Annotated in this window: 15 protein-coding genes; 11 read left to right on the forward strand and 4 right to left on the reverse strand. The window is 69.7% G+C overall.

Translation table 11 applies throughout. From position 1 onward, the window contains the following. Positions 1–102 precede the first annotated feature (102 nt). Positions 103–1,350, forward strand: coding sequence for an RICIN domain-containing protein (locus AB0I03_RS22435; protein ID WP_360415884.1), 1,248 nt, complete (start codon positions 103–105; stop codon positions 1,348–1,350). Positions 1,351–1,562: 212 nt separating this feature from the next. After that, on the forward strand, positions 1,563–5,285 hold the full coding sequence (locus AB0I03_RS22440; protein WP_360415885.1) for a cellulose binding domain-containing protein: 3,723 nt from the start codon (positions 1,563–1,565) through the stop codon (positions 5,283–5,285). Between the two features lie 44 nt (positions 5,286–5,329). Here the strand turns inward: AB0I03_RS22440 and AB0I03_RS22445 are convergent, their stop codons facing one another. From AB0I03_RS22445 to AB0I03_RS22455, 3 genes are all read right to left on the reverse strand, one after another. After that, entirely contained in the window at positions 5,330–6,253 is a 924-nt protein-coding gene (locus AB0I03_RS22445; RefSeq protein ID WP_360415886.1) for a YihY/virulence factor BrkB family protein, read from the reverse strand. A gap of 44 nt (positions 6,254–6,297) precedes the next feature. After that, entirely contained in the window at positions 6,298–6,756 is a 459-nt protein-coding gene (locus tag AB0I03_RS22450; protein ID WP_360415888.1) for an Rrf2 family transcriptional regulator, read from the reverse strand. Positions 6,757–6,868: 112 nt separating this feature from the next. Beyond that, a complete protein-coding gene (locus AB0I03_RS22455; protein WP_289957309.1) occupies positions 6,869–7,537 on the reverse strand; it encodes a FadR/GntR family transcriptional regulator in 669 nt (222 codons plus the stop codon). A gap of 256 nt (positions 7,538–7,793) precedes the next feature. Here AB0I03_RS22455 and AB0I03_RS22460 point away from each other — a divergent pair, with 256 nt between their 5' ends. The 9 genes from AB0I03_RS22460 to AB0I03_RS22500 all read left to right on the forward strand — a co-directional run bounded on the left by AB0I03_RS22460 (position 7,794) and on the right by AB0I03_RS22500 (position 16,793). Beyond that, positions 7,794–9,068: an MFS transporter gene (locus AB0I03_RS22460; protein WP_360415890.1), complete on the forward strand. Its 1,275-nt coding sequence runs from the start codon at positions 7,794–7,796 to the stop codon at positions 9,066–9,068. Between the two features lie 107 nt (positions 9,069–9,175). Next, the gene (locus AB0I03_RS22465; RefSeq protein ID WP_360415892.1) at positions 9,176–11,101 is read left to right on the forward strand and encodes an acetoacetate--CoA ligase; all 1,926 of its coding nucleotides are present in this window, start codon (positions 9,176–9,178) and stop codon (positions 11,099–11,101) included. A 249-nt stretch (positions 11,102–11,350) separates the two neighbouring features. Further along, the gene (locus AB0I03_RS22470; protein ID WP_360415908.1) at positions 11,351–12,025 is read left to right on the forward strand and encodes an RNA methyltransferase; all 675 of its coding nucleotides are present in this window, start codon (positions 11,351–11,353) and stop codon (positions 12,023–12,025) included. 546 nt (positions 12,026–12,571) lie between these two features. Further along, positions 12,572–12,727: a hypothetical protein gene (locus AB0I03_RS22475; RefSeq protein WP_360415894.1), complete on the forward strand. Its 156-nt coding sequence runs from the start codon at positions 12,572–12,574 to the stop codon at positions 12,725–12,727. A 13-nt stretch (positions 12,728–12,740) separates the two neighbouring features. Beyond that, the gene (locus AB0I03_RS22480; RefSeq protein WP_360415896.1) at positions 12,741–13,574 is read left to right on the forward strand and encodes a PH domain-containing protein; all 834 of its coding nucleotides are present in this window, start codon (positions 12,741–12,743) and stop codon (positions 13,572–13,574) included. 248 nt (positions 13,575–13,822) lie between these two features. Then, the gene (locus AB0I03_RS22485) at positions 13,823–14,368 is read left to right on the forward strand and encodes a SigE family RNA polymerase sigma factor (RefSeq protein WP_270115268.1); all 546 of its coding nucleotides are present in this window, start codon (positions 13,823–13,825) and stop codon (positions 14,366–14,368) included. Continuing rightward, positions 14,365–15,546, forward strand: a complete 1,182-nt coding sequence (locus tag AB0I03_RS22490) for a hypothetical protein (RefSeq protein ID WP_360415898.1) — start codon at positions 14,365–14,367, stop codon at positions 15,544–15,546. The genes AB0I03_RS22485 and AB0I03_RS22490 overlap by 4 nt, the downstream gene beginning before the upstream one ends. A gap of 53 nt (positions 15,547–15,599) precedes the next feature. Beyond that, positions 15,600–16,223: a MarC family protein gene (locus tag AB0I03_RS22495; RefSeq protein ID WP_360415900.1), complete on the forward strand. Its 624-nt coding sequence runs from the start codon at positions 15,600–15,602 to the stop codon at positions 16,221–16,223. 24 nt (positions 16,224–16,247) lie between these two features. After that, entirely contained in the window at positions 16,248–16,793 is a 546-nt protein-coding gene (locus AB0I03_RS22500) for a hypothetical protein (protein ID WP_360415902.1), read from the forward strand. A 119-nt stretch (positions 16,794–16,912) separates the two neighbouring features. Here the strand turns inward: AB0I03_RS22500 and AB0I03_RS22505 are convergent, their stop codons facing one another. Continuing rightward, the gene (locus AB0I03_RS22505; RefSeq protein WP_360415904.1) at positions 16,913–17,140 is read right to left on the reverse strand and encodes a hypothetical protein; all 228 of its coding nucleotides are present in this window, start codon (positions 17,138–17,140) and stop codon (positions 16,913–16,915) included. Positions 17,141–17,437 lie beyond the last annotated feature (297 nt).

A 17,437-nucleotide genomic window follows, 5' to 3' on the forward strand; every position in this document is an offset into this window, starting at 1 on the left:
GATCGGCCCGAGCACTGCACCGACCGATCCCCCTCCTCACCAGGTCCGCGCCGCCGCCGCTTCGCAGCGGCGCGGGCCTGACCTCCCAGCACTGGAGCGCACATGAAAGACGCACACCCGAACCCGTTCGGCGCCAAGCTCTCCCGGCGCAACCTCGGCCTCCTCGCGGGGATCGGCGCCGGTACCGCCGCCGGCGGGTTCCTCGGCGCGGGCGCCGCGAACGCGGCGTTCACCCCCGGCACCTGGTACGTCCTGCAGTCCCGCCTCTCCGGCCACGTGCTGGACCTCGGCGCCTCGACCGCCGACGGGGCCAGGCTCTTCCAGCAGGCCCGCACCGACGCCGCCCAGCAGCAGTTCCGCTTCGTCGACGCCGGCGGCGGCTACTACAAGATCCAGGCCCGCCATTCCAGCAAGGTCCTCGACGTCTACGCCAAGTCCACCGCCAACGGCGCCGACATCGTCCAGTGGACCGACAACGGCGGCGCCAACCAGCAGTGGCAGATCCTCGACGACGGCACCTACCTGCGGTTCGTCAACCGCCACTCGGGCAAGGCCCTCGACGTCTACGAGCGGTCCACCGCCGCGGGCGCGCGCATCGCCCAGTACGACTCCAACGGCGGCACGAACCAGCAGTTCAGGGCCCTCCCAGTCGGCACCGCACCGGAAGGCAACCCCACGATCTTCATCGCCTCCGACTCCACCGCCCAGACCTACAACTCCTCGTCGTACCCGATGAGCGGCTGGGGCCAGAAGCTCGGCGCGTACTTCGACGCGAACACGACCATCGCCAACCACGCCATCGGCGGGCGCTCCTCACGCTCGTTCATCGAGCAGGGCCGCCTGACGACGATCCTCAACGCGATCAAGCCCGGCGACTACCTGTTCGTCCAGTTCGGACACAACGACGCGAGCACCGGCAATCCCGAGCGGTACACCTCGCCCGCCGATTACAAGATGTACCTCCGCGACCACTACATGGCCGGAGCGACCGCCAGGGGCGCGACCCCGGTGCTGCTCACGCCGGTCAACCGCCTCGACTACAACTCGTCCACCGGCCGGTTCAACGAGTCGTTCGCGACCTACGCCGCCAAGGTCCACGAGCTGGTGAACGAGACCGGCGTCGCCCGGATCGACCTGGGGGCGCGCTCGCGCACCTACCTCAACTCGATCGGCTACGACCGGGCCCGCTGGGAGGTCTTCATGCACCTGCGGTCCGGCCAGTACCCGAACTACCCGAACGGCCTGGCCGACTCGACGCACTTCCAGGACAACGGCGCGAACCAGATGGCGCGCCTGGTCGCCGAGGGCGCCAAGGCGCTCCCGCTGCCGATCGCGGGCCACGTGCGGTAACCGCTCCACGGGTGCGCGCGGCGACCGCCGCCGAGGGCGTCGCGCGCACCCGCCCCCCACCTTCTCTGAGACATCGACATGTATTGACTTTTCGGCGGCCACTCGGTACCGTCCCCTTCTAGAAATCGCTTGCCAGGCAACCGTCCTCGGAATTGAAACGATTCATCTCCGTATGCCCGGTGAGCCCCCTCCTCCTCACGACGGAAGTGAACATGACTCCTCCTCCAGCCCGATGGCGGCGCGCCCTCGCGGTCGTCGCCGCCGCGGCCACCGCGGTCGCGGGCGTCGTCGCCGCCGGTTCGCCCTCCCAGGCCCAGGACGACGGCATCACCGTCTACCTCGCCTCCGACTCCACCGTCCAGACCTACGACCCCTACTGGGCGCCGCAGGCCGGCTGGGGCCAGGCGATCGACCGCTACTTCGACGAGAACGTCCAGATCGCCAACCACGCGATCGGCGGGCGCTCCTCGCGCTCGTTCATCGAGCAGGGCCGCCTCGACGCGATCCTGGACGAGATACAGCCGGGCGACTACCTGTTCGTCCAGTTCGGACACAACGACGCGACCGCCTCGGTCCCTGAGCGGTACACCTCACCCGACGACTACAAGATGTACCTGCGCGACCACTACATCGCGGGCGCGATCGAGAAGGGCGCCGTCCCGGTGCTCGTCACCCCGGTCTCGCGCCGCAGCTTCAACGCCGAGACCGGCCAGTTCAACGTCTCCTTCGGCGACTACGTGAACAAGGTCCACGAGCTCCACGAGGAGACCGGCGTCGCCGTGGTCGACCTCTCGGCCTCCTCGCGCGCCTACCTCAACGAGATCGGCCCCGAGGAAGCGAAGTCGGTGTTCCTGCACGTCCCGGCCGGGGTCTACCCGAACCGGCCGAACGGCACCGCCGACGACACGCACTTCCAGGAGTACGGCGCCATCCAGATGGCCCGCCTGGTCGCCGAGGAGACCGCCACGCTCGACCTCCCGCTCGCGGAGCACGTCGTGGACGTCGCGCCTCCCGCGAGCACGCCCGCCGCGCCGACCGGCCTCAAGGCGGCCACCGTCGCGAACGCGAGCGTGACCCTCAACTGGGACACCGCCGACGACGCCGACATCTACCGCGTCTTCGTGCGCGAACCCGGCGCGGACTGGCGCCTCGGCGCGACCGCCACGGTCGGCGTCGGCCGCGTCTCCGGGCTCAAGGAGGACACGGCCTACGAGTTCGCCGTCGCGGGCGTCAACGGCAAGGGCGAGGGCGACAAGTCCTCCGCGCTCGCCGTCACGACCGCCACCGCCGGGTTCAAGTACGACTTCGGCCCCGCCTCGCAGACCGTCGCGTCCGGGTACACCGAGGTCAACCGCGGCACCGCCTACACCGCTGAGCAGGGCTACGGCTTCATCACCGACATGGCGAGCGCGATCGACCGCGACCGCGGCGTCGCCACCGACCCGCTCGGCTCCGACTTCGTGGCCTGGTTCGGCGGCTCGTACGAGTTCGCCGTCGATGTGGCGGACGGCCTCTACACCGCCCGCGTCATCACCGGCGACTACGTGGGCTCGGCCCGCTCGAACGTGAAGTTCGAGGGCGTCGACTACGGCGCGGCCAACGCCGCTTCGCGGGCGATCCTCTCCAAGGACTTCGAGGGCATCACCGTCGAGGACGGGCAGCTCAACCTCACGATCTCCGGCCAGACCGGCCACCTCAACGGCCTGGAGCTCACCCGCATCGGGGACGTGCCCGGCAGCGGCGGGGAAGGCCCCGACGAGCCGTGCACCGAGTGCGCCGAGCACATCGAGAGCCTCGACCGGGCCCCGGTCGCCGTCGGCGTCGAGGGCGGGAACTTCCTGAGCTGGCGCAGCCTCGCGCTGGACCCCGAGGGCCTGGCGTTCAACGTGTACCGCGACGGCCGGCTCATCACGCCGGAGCCGACGCAGCTGACCAACCTCACCGACCAGGGCGGCACCGCGAACGCGACCTACTGGATCGCCACGGTGTCCGAAGGCGTCGAGACCGGTTACACCAAGGCCTTCGAGGTCTGGGACGACCAGTACATCGACATCGACATGGACCGCCCCGAAGGCGGCACCACCCCGGACGGCGTCGCCTACACGTACGCGCCGAACGACGCCACGGTCGCGGACCTGAACGGCGACGGCGTCTACGAGATCATCCAGAAGTGGGACCCGTCGAACGCGAAGGACAACTCCCGCAGCGGCTACACCGGGAACGTCTACGTCGACGCGTACACGCTCAGCGGTGAGCGCCTGTGGCGCATCGACCTCGGCAAGAACATCCGGGCCGGGGCGCACTACACGCAGCTCGTCGCCTACGACCTCGACTCCGACGGCAAGGCCGAAGTGGCCCTCAAGACCGCCGACGGCACCGTCGACGGCGAAGGGACCGTGATCGGCGACGCCGCCGCGGACCACCGCGGCACCGACGGCCGCATCCTCAAGGGCCCGGAGTTCCTCACGGTCTTCAACGGCCAGACCGGCGCGGCGATGGAGACCGCCGACTGGGCGCCCGCGCGCGGCGACATCTGCTCGTGGGGCGACTGCTACGGCAACCGCGGCGACCGGCTCATGCTCGCCGTGGCCTACCTCGACGGCGTGCACCCTTCCCTGATCACCAACCGCGGCATCTACGCCAAGAGCGAGGTCACCGCCTGGAACTGGGACGGCGACAACCTGCCGCAGCTGTGGACCTTCAGCTCCGACAAGTGGGGCGGGAAGTACGCGGGCCAGGGCAACCACCAGCTGTCCGTCGCCGATGTGGACGCGGACGGGCGCGACGAGATCGTGTTCGGCGCGATGACCATCGACGACGACGGGACGCCGCTGTACTCGACGGGCCTGGGCCACGGCGACGCGCTGCACGTCTCGGACTTCGACCCGTCCAACGAGGGCCTGGAGATCTTCAGCCCCTTCGAGTGCATGAGCTGCTCGGGCAACCGGGCCGGCGCGTTCCGCGACGCGGACACCGCCGAAGTGCTCTGGTCGATCCCGGGCACCCGGGACACCGGCCGCGGCACGTGCGGCGACATCGACCCGAACTACGCGGGCGCGGAGTGCTGGGCCGTGAGCACCACGGGCGCATGGAACTCGCGCGAAGGCGCGCTCCACGCGGCCGACGGCACGCTGATCGGCACCAGCATCCCGTCGGCGAACTCGATGGTCTGGTGGGACGGCGACCTCGGCCGCGAGATCTTCGACCACGAGTTCAACGAGCCCGACTACGTCCCGGTGTACCCGTACATCGCCGAATGGGACTACGAGGCGGGCGCGCAGGAGGAGATCTTCACCCCCGAGGGCGTGCACACCAGCAACGGCACCAAGGGGAACGCGGCGCTCACCGGCGACGTGCTCGGGGACTGGCGCGAGGAGGTGATCCTGCGCAAGGAGTCGAACGACGGCGTGCGCCTGTTCACCACCACGATCGCCTCGGACCACGCGCTGCCGACGCTGATGAACGACCCGCAGTACCGCCTCGCCGTGTCGTGGCAGAACGTGTCGTACAACCAGCCGCCGTGGCCGAGCTTCTTCCTCGGCTACGACATGGCCGCGCCCGAGTGGGAGGCAGTGGTGTCCGGCCCGGTCCGCGACAGCGCCGCGGCGCCGTATGCGGCGGCGTCCTGCAAGGTCGACTACCGCGTGGTGTCCGACTGGGGCGACGGCTTCGTCGTCCAGGTCAAGGTCACCAATATCGGGGACGCCCCGATCGAGGAGTTCGACCTGGCCTGGAAGTCCGGCGGCGTCACCGCGGTCGAGCACGACTGGGGCGGCACCATCGCCATCGAGGGCGACGCCATGGCGGCCGACCCGGCGTTCTGGAACTTCCCCCTGAAGCCGGGCCAGACCAGGCAGATGGGGTACCAGGGCACCGGCGACCCGCACGACCCGGGCATGTTCCTCATGAACGGCCAGGTCTGCGCCACCGCATAACCGCATAGCAGCGATCACGGCCCGGGCGCGATGCGCCCGGGCCGTCACTCTTTCGTCTCCGGTTTGTGGAGGCGGCCGGTCTCGTAGGGGATCGCGGTGCGCTCGTAGAGGTCGATGGCCTTGCCGCGCAAGGAGGTCGCCGTCCAGGAGGCGGCCAGGAGCATCATGACGTTGAACAGGTAGAGGAAGACGAGGAGGCCGACGGCGGTGGTCACGGCCTGGTAGGCCGGGCGGTCGGAGACGTGCAGGACGTAGATGCGGCCCACGGTCTTCAGGAGCTCCATGCCGATCGAGACCGCCACCGAGGCCCACACGACCCGCCGCAGCGGCATGACCACGCGCGGGAGGGCCTGGAGCAGGACCATCGCCAGCAGGGCGTTCGCGATGAGGCCCACCAGGACCGAGACGCCGCGGACCACGAGCGCGAGGTTCCCGGTGGCCTCGTCGAGGTCGAACCAGGCGAGCACCCATTCGGCGCCGGCGGTCGCGCCGATCGTGATGAGCAGCAGCGTCGAGATGCCGATGAGGATGAGGAAGTCGATCGCCCACCGCAGGAACGGGTTCCCCGGCTGCGCGTCGAGCCCCCAGATGAGCCGGATCGCGGCCCGCACCGACTGCACCCAGGCGACCCCGGCGACGACGAGCGCGACGGCGGCGAAGATCGTGACCGACTGGCGGGAGTCCTCCAGGACCCCGATGTCGATCACCGGCAGGTTCGTCGAGAGCCACTCCTCTACGGACTGGTAGATCTCGGGGGAGTTGAGCAGGTACCCGAAGATCGCCAGCGCCAGCAGCGACAGCGAGAACGCCGCGAAGAACGCGTAGTAGGAGATCGCCGCGGCCAGCTGCCCGCCGTGGACCTCGCCGTACCGCTCGCCGGCGCGCCACGAGTGGTCCACCAGGTTGGACCGCTGCCGAGCCCCGAGGAGGACGCGGTCCCACCAGGCCCCCAAGTCAGGGAACTTCACGTCCCGATTCTGCCAAAGCCCGGCTCGTTGCGGCGGCCGACGCGTCAGTCGCGGATGACCCAGGCGTCCGGGTCTTCGAGGAGCTTGGTGACGGAGGTGGGGAGGTCGTCGTTGGCGACGGCGGCGAGGGTGACCGATTCGAGGATGTTGCGCTCGGAGACGCGCAGGGCGATCCACACGTTCGTCATGGCGGTCGCGGTGCCGCTGTAGGGGACCGCCTCGGGGCGTTCGCCGCGGACGCCGACGAGCGGGCCGTCGACGGCGCGGATGACGTCGGCGAGGCTGATGTCGGTGCCGGGGCGCGCGAGCTGGTGGCCGCCTTCGGATCCGCGCTTGGAGGTGGCGATGCCGCCGCGGCGCAGCTGGAGCAGGATCGACTCGAGGAACTTGCGGGGGATGCCCTGGTCTTCGGCGATCTGCTCGGCGGAGACCCACCGCTCGCCGTACCCGGCCAGGGCCACGGCGGCCCGCAGTGCGTAGTCGACGCGGGCGGACAGGCGCATGGGGACTCCTTCGTACTCAGAGGCGAGCGGCGGTTCCGACTCTATCTCCCGCAGGCGGTGCGGCCGGTGGCCGATGCTCGGTCTGTGAGGCCCCCGGTGCCGCTGCGGTCAGTCAATCGTCGATGAGCAGCCGCAGGTAGGCGGCGGTTTCGGCGGCGGCGAGGTCGGCGTCGCCGGCGATGATGGCCTCGATGGCGCGCGAGTGGTCTATGTGCGGCTCTTCGGCGAGGTTGGGGCCGAGTCCGGCGCGCACGGTCTCGCGCAGCGATTCGGCGAGTTCGGAGTACAGCTCGGCGAGGAGCTTGTTGTGGCTGGCCTCGGCGACGGCCTGGTGGAGGGCGATGTCGGCGGCCACGAAGGACTCGGTGTCGTTGACCTCGTGCGTGGCTTCGCGTTCGGAGAGGAGGATGCGCAGCCGGGTGATGTCGGCTTCGTCGCGGCGGTGGGCGGCGAGGCGGGCGGCCTCGACTTCGAGGCCGCGGCGGACCTCCATGGCGTCGGAGGCGGGGCTGGCGGCGATGCGGCGGCGCACGGCGGCGGTGACCTCGCTGCGGCCGACGACGAAGGTGCCGGCGCCTTGGCGGATCTCGAGGAGGCCGGCGTGGGCGAGGGCCCGGACGCCTTCGCGGATGGTGTTGCGGCCGACGCCGAGGAGTTCTGCGAGTTCGCTCTCGGTGGGGATGCGCGAGCCGAGGCCCCATTCGCCGTCGCTGATCTGCTGGCGCAGCTGCTCGATCACCTGATCGACGAGGGCGGACTTGCGTGTCGACTGCAGTGCCACTGACGGACCTGACCTCTCCGGAGCGTCCATGGCCGGCGGGGGCCCGCCATGGGAGGGTGCGTGTTTCCCAACACTAGAAGGATTAAAGCAGACAGCCGTCGCGATACCGTTGACAGGCCGTCAATTCATCCTACGAATTGACTCCATCATATCCCGGCAGCTCAGAGCGCACCAGTGAGTGCGCAAGGCGGCCGGAGAGCGGTTACCACCCCACCGGACCACCGCCAGCCTCCCGCACCCGGAAGGAGCCGTCCGCGTGACGACGACCGACGCGCCCGCGACCGATGCCGCACACCCCGCCCCCACCCCGCACGCCGAGATCGGCGACCCCCCGATCCCGCCGAATCAGGCCGTGGCAGTGGCGAGCTGGCTCCTGGTCGCCGGCGTCGTCCTCGCCGCGTTCAACTTCCGCACCGCCGTCACCAGCGTCGGCGCGATCCTCGCCGAACTGCGCACCGGCCTCGGCATGTCCGAGACCACGGCCGGACTCCTCACCACCCTCCCGGTCCTCGCCTTCGCCGGCCTCGGCGCCCTCGCCCCGCGCCTCGCCCGCCGCTACGGCCCCCGCGCCCTGCTCACCGGCGCACTGCTGTGCATGAGCATCGGCATGATCGCCCGCGCCTGGGCCCCGAACGCCGCGCTCTTCCTCCTCTTCAGCCTCCTCGCGCTCGCCGCCGGCGCCGTCGGCAACGTCGCGGTGCCCGTGATCGTCAAGCGCTACTTCCCGAACCGCATCGGGCTCATGACCACCGCCTACTCCACGATGCTCGCGGTCGGCACCGCCGTCGCCGCCGCCACCACCGCCCCGATCGACCACCTCACCGGCGACTGGCGGATCGCGCTGGCGGTCTGGGCGCTGCCGGCGCTCATCGCGATCGTGCCGTGGCTGCTGTGGCGGCCCGCGCCCGCCGCGCCCGGGACCGCGCCGATGGGCCGCCTCCACGGCGTCCGCCGCTCGCGCCTGGCCTGGACGATGCTCCTGCTCTTCGGCTGCCAGTCGGCCATCGCGTACATCCTCATGGGCTGGACGACCACGATCCTGGTCGCCGACGGCATGTCGGCCGCCGCTGCCGGATCGATGCTGGGCCTGCTCACGATCGTGCAGATCCCCGTCTCGGTGGTCGTTCCGATCCTCACCGTCCGCTGGGGCCCGCGCCCGGTCTTCTTCATCCTCATGAGCTGCTACCCGCCCGCGATCGCGGGCCTGTGGATCGACGGCGGCGGGCCGCTCACCTGGTTGTGGATGGCGCTCTTCGGCATCGGCACCTCGGTGTTCCCGATGATCCTGACCCTCTTCGGCCTCCGGGCCCGCACGCCTGCGGGAACAAGCGCCCTGTCCTCGTTCGCCCAGTCCGGCGGCTACCTCATCGCCGGGGTCGGTCCGCTGGCCGTGGGCTGGGTGTACGGCCTCACCGGTTCGTGGTCCGTCCCGTTCGGCTTCGTCGCCGCGCTCACCGTGGTCCTCTTCTGCGCCGGCCTCTACGTGATCCGCGAGCGCTACATTGAGGACGAGCTCGCTCCCATTCTGTGAATAGGGGACGAAACCGCCGAAACGGGCGGCCCCGCAAAGCAGGCCGAAGCTTCCTCGTGACACGATAGTGCCGTGGACCACACTGACGTGGAATCGGGGAGGCGAACGTGACCAACGAGGTGCTGTGGCTGCCGCGGCCTGACGCGGTGGAGACGACGAACATCGGGCGGTTCGGCCAGTGGCTGTCCCGCCGGGAGGAGCGCGACCTCACCGGTTATCCGGCCCTCTGGCAGTACTCCGTCGAGCACCTGCGCCCGTTCTGGGGCGCGGTCTGGGAGTACTTCGGCCTCGGCGAGCAGGTCCCCGAGCACCGGGTCCTCGCCGACGAGACCATGCCGGACACCGTGTGGTTCCCGGACCAGACCTTCAACTACGCCCGCGCGGTGCTCACCGCGCCCGGCGTGGACGAGGACGACGTGCTCGTGCGCGCCTACTCCGACACCCGCGATCCCCTCGAGTGGACCCTCGGCGACCTGCGCGAGGCCGTGGCCCGCGCCCGCGCCGGGCTCGTCGCCCACGGCGTGCACCGCGGCGACCGCGTCGCCGCCTGGATGCCGAACATCCCCGAGACCTACGCGCTCATGCTCGCCACGGCGAGCCTCGGCGCGGTCTTCTCCAGCTGCGCCCCCGAGTTCGGGGCCAAGGCCGTGCTCGACCGCTTCGCGCAGATCGAGCCGAAGGTCCTCGTCGCCGTCGACGGCTACAAGTACGGGCCCAAGACCATCGACCGCACCGCCGACCTGCGCCGCGTCGTGCGCGGCCTCGAAGGGCTCGGCTCGGTCGTCACGCTCCCGTACATCGGCGCGGGGGAGGTCGAGGGCGAGACCTGGGACCGCTTCTGCGCGTACGACGAAGGGGTCGCGTTCGAGCCGCTGACCTTCGACCACCCGCTGTACATCCTGTACTCCTCGGGCACCACGGGCCTGCCGAAGGCGATCGTGCACTCCCACGGCGGCATGGCGATCGAGCACGCGAAGATGCACTCGCTGCACCACGACCTGGGCGTGGGCGACCGGTTCTTCTGGTACTCCACCACCGGCTGGATGATGTGGAACTACCTGATGTCCGCGCCGATCGTGGGCGCGGGGATCGTCATGTTCGACGGGGCGCCGGACCCGGCCGGGATGTGGCGCCTCGCCGAGCAGTCCGGCACCACCTACTTCGGCACGAGCGCGCCGTTCCTCATGGCCTGCCGCTCGCGCGGCATCAAGCCCATGGACGAGGCCGACCTCTCGCTGATCCGCGGCATCGGCTCCACGGGCGCCCCGCTCCCCGCGGTGGGCTTCGACTACGTGTACGAGTCCATCAGCGAGACCGCGCAGCTCCAGTCCCTCTCGGGCGGCACCGACCTGTGCACGGGGTTCATCGGCGGCGCGCCAACCGTCCCGGTCTGGCGCGGCGAGCTCTCGTGCCGCTGCCTCGGCGCCGACGTGCAGTCCTTCGACCCCGAGGGCCGTCCCGGGATCGGACGCGAAGGCGAGCTCGTGATCGCCTCCCCGATGCCATCGATGCCGGTGGGGCTGTGGGGCGACCCCCTCAAGCACCGCTACCGCGACACCTACCTCACCGACTTCCCCGGGATCTGGCGCCACGGCGACTGGATCACCATCACCGATCGCGGGTCGGCGGTGATCTCGGGCCGCAGCGACGCCACGCTCAACCGCGGCGGCGTGCGCATGGGCACGGCCGAGTTCTACGCGGTCGTCGAGGCGATCGACGGGGTGGCCGACTCCCTGGTCGTGCACCTGGACGACCCGGGCCAGGACCGGCTCCTGCTCTACATCTCCTGCAGCGAGGGCTACGAGCTCGACGACGAGCTGCGGCGGCGCATCAACGCCGCCCTGCGCGAGCAGCTCTCGCCCCGCCACCTCCCCGACGAGGTGCGCCAGGTGCCCTCGATCCCGCGCACGCTCAGCGGCAAGAAGGTCGAGGTCCCGGTGAAGAAGATCCTCAAGGGCGTGCCACCCGAGGAGGCGATCGCCCGCGACGCCCTCGCGAACCCCGACGCCCTCAAGGCCTTCATGCGCCCATGATCGAAACCTGAGTGACAAGGGACGTTCAATAACCCGATTTCCTTACGCGGCAAGGGAATTCAGTGAGGTGTGTGCCCGATCGCAGGTATCCGGCCGCTACTATGCAACGCGTCGCCCCGGTAGGTTTCCCCCGTAGCCGCCGGGGCGGCGCTATGCCTCCCGCCGGAGCCCGCCTCGGCCCCCGCCGCGGGCGCCTGTGCTCCAATAGGCGGCGTGACTGACCAGACCGGCCCCGCCGAGCCCGACCCCCTGCAGGACAGCGCCGCTGAGGACCAGAGCCCCGACGCGGTCGGCGTGGGCCCCTGGGAGGGCCCGCTCCCCGCCGGCGAGCGGTACGACCCGGACCTGCTGCGCCTGGGCGACCGCCGCAACGTCGTCGACGAGTACCGGTACTGGACCCGCGAAGCGATCGTGGCCGACCTGGACGAGCGCCGCCACGACTTCCACGTGGCCATCGAGAACTGGCAGCACGACTTCAACATCGGCACCGTCGTGCGCAACGCCAACGCGTTCCTCGCCGCCACGGTCCACATCGTCGGCAAGCGCCGCTGGAACCGTCGCGGTGCGATGGTCACGGACCGCTACCAGCACGTCGAGCACCACGCCACCGTCGAGGAGTTCATCGCCTGGGCCGCCGCCGAGGACCTGGCGGTCGTGGGCATCGACAACCTGCCCGGCTCCGTCCCGATCGAGACGACCCCGCTGCCGCGCCGCGCCGTCCTCGTCTTCGGCCAGGAGGGTCCCGGCCTGTCCGAGCCGGTGCGCGAGGTCTGCTCGATGGTCTGCTCGATCACCCAGTTCGGCTCGACCCGCTCCATCAACGCCGGCGTCGCCAGCGGCATCGCCATGCACGCCTGGGTGAGGGAACACGTGTTCGGGCAGCGCCCGACTGATAGCAGGGCCGGGCAGCGCCCGACCGGATAGCAGGGCCGGGCAGCGCCCGACCGGATAGCAAGGCCGGCCATGCGGGTCTGATAGCGCGGCCGGGTGCTTTCCACGTCCTGAGAGGCGATCGTCAGGAATCCGACCGCTCCGGGGTCACCGAATGTCGCACCCGGGTGGCACTCTGGAATGGAGCACCTTCGTGCTCGGAGCTCCGATGGCGACGAAGCCCCAGGGCTCCACGTGACCGCGCCACTCCTCGTTGGGGCCGTTCGTGAACGGCTCGTGTCGGATACCTGACGCTTCCATGGGGTTGAGGGGTCCGATACGCCTACATTGAGGCAATGGCAGGTTACTTGGGGTAAGCTCCCGGTGGTACAAGCGAATAGGTTGAATCCGCTGGTAGATGGGCGGAGTCGGGCGAAAGTGGAACCATCGCGTTACGCTGATCCCGGCATCGGGCCGCTCGGTTCACACCGTTGGGGCCCAGACAAAACTGAAAGCCGAGTCATGCTCGTACGGTAGACTCGTGCCAGCCTGCGCCAGACGAACGATCGGCCAGGACCCTTGACGGGAGGGGTGAGGAAGTTGAAGAAGTTTCTGACTTGGGGCGGAGTCGCGTTCCTGGTGTTCTTTGTGGCCTTCAGGCCAGGTGAAGCCAGTGACGTGGTCGGGAACCTCGCAAGCGGAATCCTCGATGCCGCAAACGGTTTCGCGGCGTTCTTCACGAACCTCGTGACCTGATAGCGACGGCACTATGACCGAATCCGGTGCAGGCGGCTCGGGGGACAACAAGGACACCGAGCCGCTGGAACCCCCCAGTCCCCGCGCCCCCGCAGACAGTCCCGCCCCGGGCGCGGCCACCCCCACGCGCGAATTCAGCTTCCCTCCGGGAACCGCCGGATCAGCGCCGGCGACCGCCGCCAGCGACATCGACGGCGTCCGCTTCGACGACGGACTCAACAGCGGACTGAGCGGCGGCCTCCTCGGCGGCGTGCGCGCCCCGTCCGTGCCCGACGTCCCCTCCCCGATCTCCGCCCGCTACCTCTTCCCGACCGAGAAGTACCGCGGCGAATGGCGCCGGCACTGGGTGCACCTCATGCCCTGGTACGTCGTGGGCACGCTCGCGACCTTCATCATGGGCCTCATCTCGGGCATGCTCACCAAGTCGGGCGTCGACAACACCGCGCTCACGGTCACCGTGCTCGTCTGGCTGCTCATCCTCGGCTTCGTGGGCTGGAAGATCCTCGACTGGTACATGGACCGCTTCATCCTCACCAACAAGCGGATCATGCTCATCCAAGGGGTCATCACCCGCTCGGTCGCCATGATGCCGCTCGGCCGCGTCACCGACATGAAGTACTCCCAGACGCCCATGGGCCGCATGCTCAACTACGGCGAGTTCATCATCGAGTCCGCCGGCCAGGACCAGGCGCTGCGCAACGTGCCGCACCTGCCGAACCCCAACGAGCTCTACCTCCAGATGTGCGAGGAGATGTACGAGCCCGAGGCCGTCGACGAGCGCGAGGCCGAACCCGAAGAGGACCTCATCCCCGAAGAGGAGCCGACGCCGAAGGCCGCAGGGGCCTGACCGCGCCGCCCGCTCCGTTCACCGTCCGCACACCCGCCGACACTGTCGGCGGGTGTGGTTCGTCCAGGTCATGACGCACATCGCCGCATCCGATGCCGGGACCCACCGGCTTGCACCTACTTCGTATACTCAGTTTGTATCCGACCCTCGGTTGCCAGGAACACCCATCTCTTGGCAGAATTCCGGCCTACGGGGCAACCGTCCGCCGAGGGTAAGTCGTCTGTTCTTCGACCCCCCCAGGGAGACTCGTGAGCGAGACCAAATCGTCCCAGGACGAGGAGTTCCGCGAGTACGTGGCGGCACGCTCCGCCGCGCTGCACCGAGCGGCGTATCTCCTCACGGGGAACTGGGCAACAGCGGAGGACCTGGTGCAGACGACCTTGACGAAGACCTACCTGGCGTGGAGCCGGATCAGGACTACTGATTCGGTCGACGCCTATGCCCGCCGCATCCTCTACAACACCAACGCCTCCTGGTGGCGCAAGCGGTCCAACCGCGAGAAGCCCACCGAGGTGTTCGAGGACAAGGTCGACCACTCCCGCGACTTCACCGAGCACTCGGCGGTGCGCGACGCCATGTGGCGCCACATCGCCGTCCTCCCCAAGCGCCAGCGCGCGGTCCTCGTCCTGCGCTACTACGAGAACCGCACCGACCAGCAGATCGCCGACATCCTCGGCATCTCCGTCGGCACCGTCAAGAGCCAGGCCTCGCGCGCGCTCGCGGGCATGCGCAAACGACTCGGCACGCCCTCGGCTGCACTCGGCCTGGCGATGGAACCGAGGAAAGCGGCATGAGCGAGGACATCGAGGCCCTCCTGCGCAGCGGGCTGGCCGAACGGGCCCACGCCGTGCCCGACTTCGACGACCCCGGGCTGGCCGACCTCGCCATCGCCGGCGCGGGCCGCCTGCGCCGCCGCAGGCGCGCTGCCGCCGCCGCGAGCGGCGCTGGCCTGCTCGTGCTCGGCGCCGCTGTCGTGTGGAACCCGGTGATCGGACTCCACGACGACGGCAAGGGCGACATGAGCGCCGCCGACACCAGCACTGTCGAGGTGCAGAACGAACTCGGCATGGAATTCTTCGTCGAGGACGCGGACGGCGGATACAGCGTGCTCACCGAGGACGGCGGCTCCCTCCCGTTCGACGCGGAGGAGCCGTACCAGTACGTCTACCGGCTTACCACCCAGTACATGCTGGAGTCGGAGGCCAACGTGTGGACGCTCGGCCTCGACGGCGACTCGCTCACCTCTGCGGAGAAGCCCTCGCCGGAGACCACCACCAAGGTCAACAGCGCCGGCGACCGCTACGCGCTGGTCACGCCGAACGAGGATTACAGCGAGGAGGAGTACTCGCTGGTCGACGTCTCCCTCCACGCGGCGACCGAGGCCGTCGAGTTCACGACCAGCTATGACATCGCCCTTGAGGACTGGAACGACAGCACGGCCGTGTTCACGGCGGATCTGCATCCGACGACCGGCGGGGAACCCAGTACGCCTTATCTCAACAGCGAGTTCAACTACGGCTTGGAGACGGTGAGCGCCGCCGGTTTCGAGGCCGCGGTCCTGGTCGACCTGACCGACCCGAGCAATGTCTGCATCTCCGATCTCGACGCGGCCGGCACTGCGGACGAAAGAGAGCAGTGCGGTCCCCTCGCCGACGACGAGATCCAGGAGTCGCTCTCCGCTGCAGCCGGCGAGGAGGGCGCCGAGGACGCGGCCGCCATCGCCGAAGGCGTGGTCGCGAAGCATCAGCCTGACACCATGTCCGCCGCCGACGTGGAGGTGGACATGGGGGAGTTCCAGGAGCGGTACGAGAAGGCGACGGAGTACTGGACCGATCCGGCCGGGCGCTGGGTGGTCTGGGCCAACCGCGGTGACGAGACCTGGCTGCTCATCGACATGACCGGAGACGAACCGGTGGTGTCCGAACTCGATCCTCCCGACGGTGCCCTGATGCCCGTCGTGAGCTACACCTAACACGCCTGCGCGAACGCGGGTCTGTGACCTGGCGGACTTGACATACTCGCAGCGTGGAATATTTGCTGACGGTCATGGTGACGCTCTTCGTCATCATGGACCCGCCGGGGATCGTGCCGATCTACCTGGCCCTGACCGGGACCATGGATCGGCGCGAACGCAACCGGGCCGCGCTCCAGGCGACGCTCCTGTCCCTGGGCGTGATCTCGCTGTTCGCGCTGCTCGGCCAGCAGATCATCAGCTACCTCCACATCGACCTCGAGGCGTTGCAGGGCGCGGGCGGGCTGCTGCTGCTCCTCGTCAGCCTCCAGCTGCTCACCGGCAAGGCCGACGAGCCCTCGGACGCGGCCACCTCGAATATCGCGCTCGTGCCGCTGGGTACACCGCTGCTGGCCGGCCCGGGCGCGATCGTCGCGGTGATCCTGTTCGTGCAGCAGGCGCCGTCCCGTGCGGACTACCTGTGGATCGCGCTGGCGATCGTGGTCATCCACATCTCGATCTACCTGGTCATGCGGTTCTCGGGCTTCCTGGTGAAGATCCTGCGGCGCGGCGGCATCGAGGTGCTGACGCGGATCGCGGGCGTGCTGCTGGCCGCGATCGCGGTGCAGCTCATCGCCGATGCCGTGATGGGCTACGTCGAACTCTTCGAAAGTTCTGCTGGGGCTTCCGGTTGGTGATCACTTTAGGGTTCAATAAACCCTATGACGACAATTCTCGATCTCCCGCTGCATCCGCTGGTGGTGCACGCGCCGATCATCCTGGTCGGGCTGCTCGTGCTCGGCGGCCTCGCCTACCTCCTCATTCCGCCGCTGCGCCAGCGCATCGGCTGGGCCGTGGCGGCCCTGGTGCTGATCGCGCCCGCGTCGGTGTTCGGCGGCATCGTCACCGGGCGCCAGCTCGCCGACTACAACCAGCCGGACGGCTGGAGCGAGGCGGTCTCGCAGCACCACGACTACGCGTTCTGGCTCTTGTGGACACTCGTGGCGCTGGTCCCGGTGTGGTTCCTCTTCGCCGGCCTCGACCGGGGCCGCCGCGCGGCCCGCGCCCGCAACGGCGCGGCTCCCGCGGCCGCCGAGGACGGCGAGACGGCTCCGGCGAGTGCCTCCGACCCCGCGGCGACGGGACGCAGGGTCGTCATGTTCATCTTCGGTCTGGTGGCCCTGGCGCTGCTGGTGCTGGCGGCCTGGTGGCTGTTCAAGGCCGGGCACGCCGGCGCGGAGATGACCTGGGGCGGCCTGGTCCGGTAGGAAGCGCAGTCCGGTAGGCAGCACAGTTTCGATAGGCAGCGGAGCCCGGTAGGACGAGGCGCAGGGTTCAAACGTCGGCCCCGGTCGGGCATCAGCCCGGCCGGGGCCGCTTTGCGCGGTCAGCCGGCGAGGAGGCCGATGATGAGCACGGTGAACATGAGCACCACGGTGACGAGGGTGATCCAGTGGGTCACGAGCCGGGCGCGCTGTTCGGCCGCGTCGATGGCGGCGTAGTCCTGGTGCGGCAGCCGCCGGGGCTCGCTCGGCAGCGCCACGGACTCGACCCGCCAGCCTGGCGGCGGCGGCACGTTGACGGGCGGGCCGTCGTACTCGTTGCGGTCGCTCATGCGGGAAGCCTAACGCCGAAGCGCCGCAGCGGCCTCGGGGTCGCCGGAGGCGAACGGGGCGAGGGCGGTTCGGCGGGCACGAGCGGGAACCGGCCCCCGGGGTCGGGTGTGTCGGGATATCGCGTCCCCCGAATCAACGATGGCGCAGGGGTACGACAGTCCAGCGTGGTACGACGGTCCCGCGTGGCTGGGCGGCCAACGGGGTCGGGTGTCGGCGCGGAGCGCCCCCCGTTCAACGATGGCGCAGAGGTACGACGAGACGGCTCGGGCCGGTGTCCCTCGATCGAGGGACACCGG

This window comes from Glycomyces sp. NPDC021274 (assembly GCF_040641195.1).
Taxonomy (GTDB): domain Bacteria; phylum Actinomycetota; class Actinomycetes; order Mycobacteriales; family Micromonosporaceae; genus Glycomyces.

What these genes read in the sequence shown, in the direction of transcription:
- AB0I03_RS22435 (WP_360415884.1), top strand. Translation starts at nt 103, where the DNA reads ATGAAAGACGCACACCCGAACCCGTTCGGCGCCAAGCTCTCCCGGCGC.
- AB0I03_RS22440 (WP_360415885.1), top strand. Translation starts at nt 1,563, where the DNA reads ATGACTCCTCCTCCAGCCCGATGGCGGCGCGCCCTCGCGGTCGTCGCC.
- AB0I03_RS22450 (WP_360415888.1), bottom strand. Translation starts at nt 6,756, where the DNA reads ATGCGCCTGTCCGCCCGCGTCGACTACGCACTGCGGGCCGCCGTGGCC.
- AB0I03_RS22480 (WP_360415896.1), top strand. Translation starts at nt 12,741, where the DNA reads ATGACCGAATCCGGTGCAGGCGGCTCGGGGGACAACAAGGACACCGAG.
- AB0I03_RS22490 (WP_360415898.1), top strand. Translation starts at nt 14,365, where the DNA reads ATGAGCGAGGACATCGAGGCCCTCCTGCGCAGCGGGCTGGCCGAACGG.
- AB0I03_RS22500 (WP_360415902.1), top strand. Translation starts at nt 16,248, where the DNA reads ATGACGACAATTCTCGATCTCCCGCTGCATCCGCTGGTGGTGCACGCG.
- AB0I03_RS22505 (WP_360415904.1), bottom strand. Translation starts at nt 17,140, where the DNA reads ATGAGCGACCGCAACGAGTACGACGGCCCGCCCGTCAACGTGCCGCCG.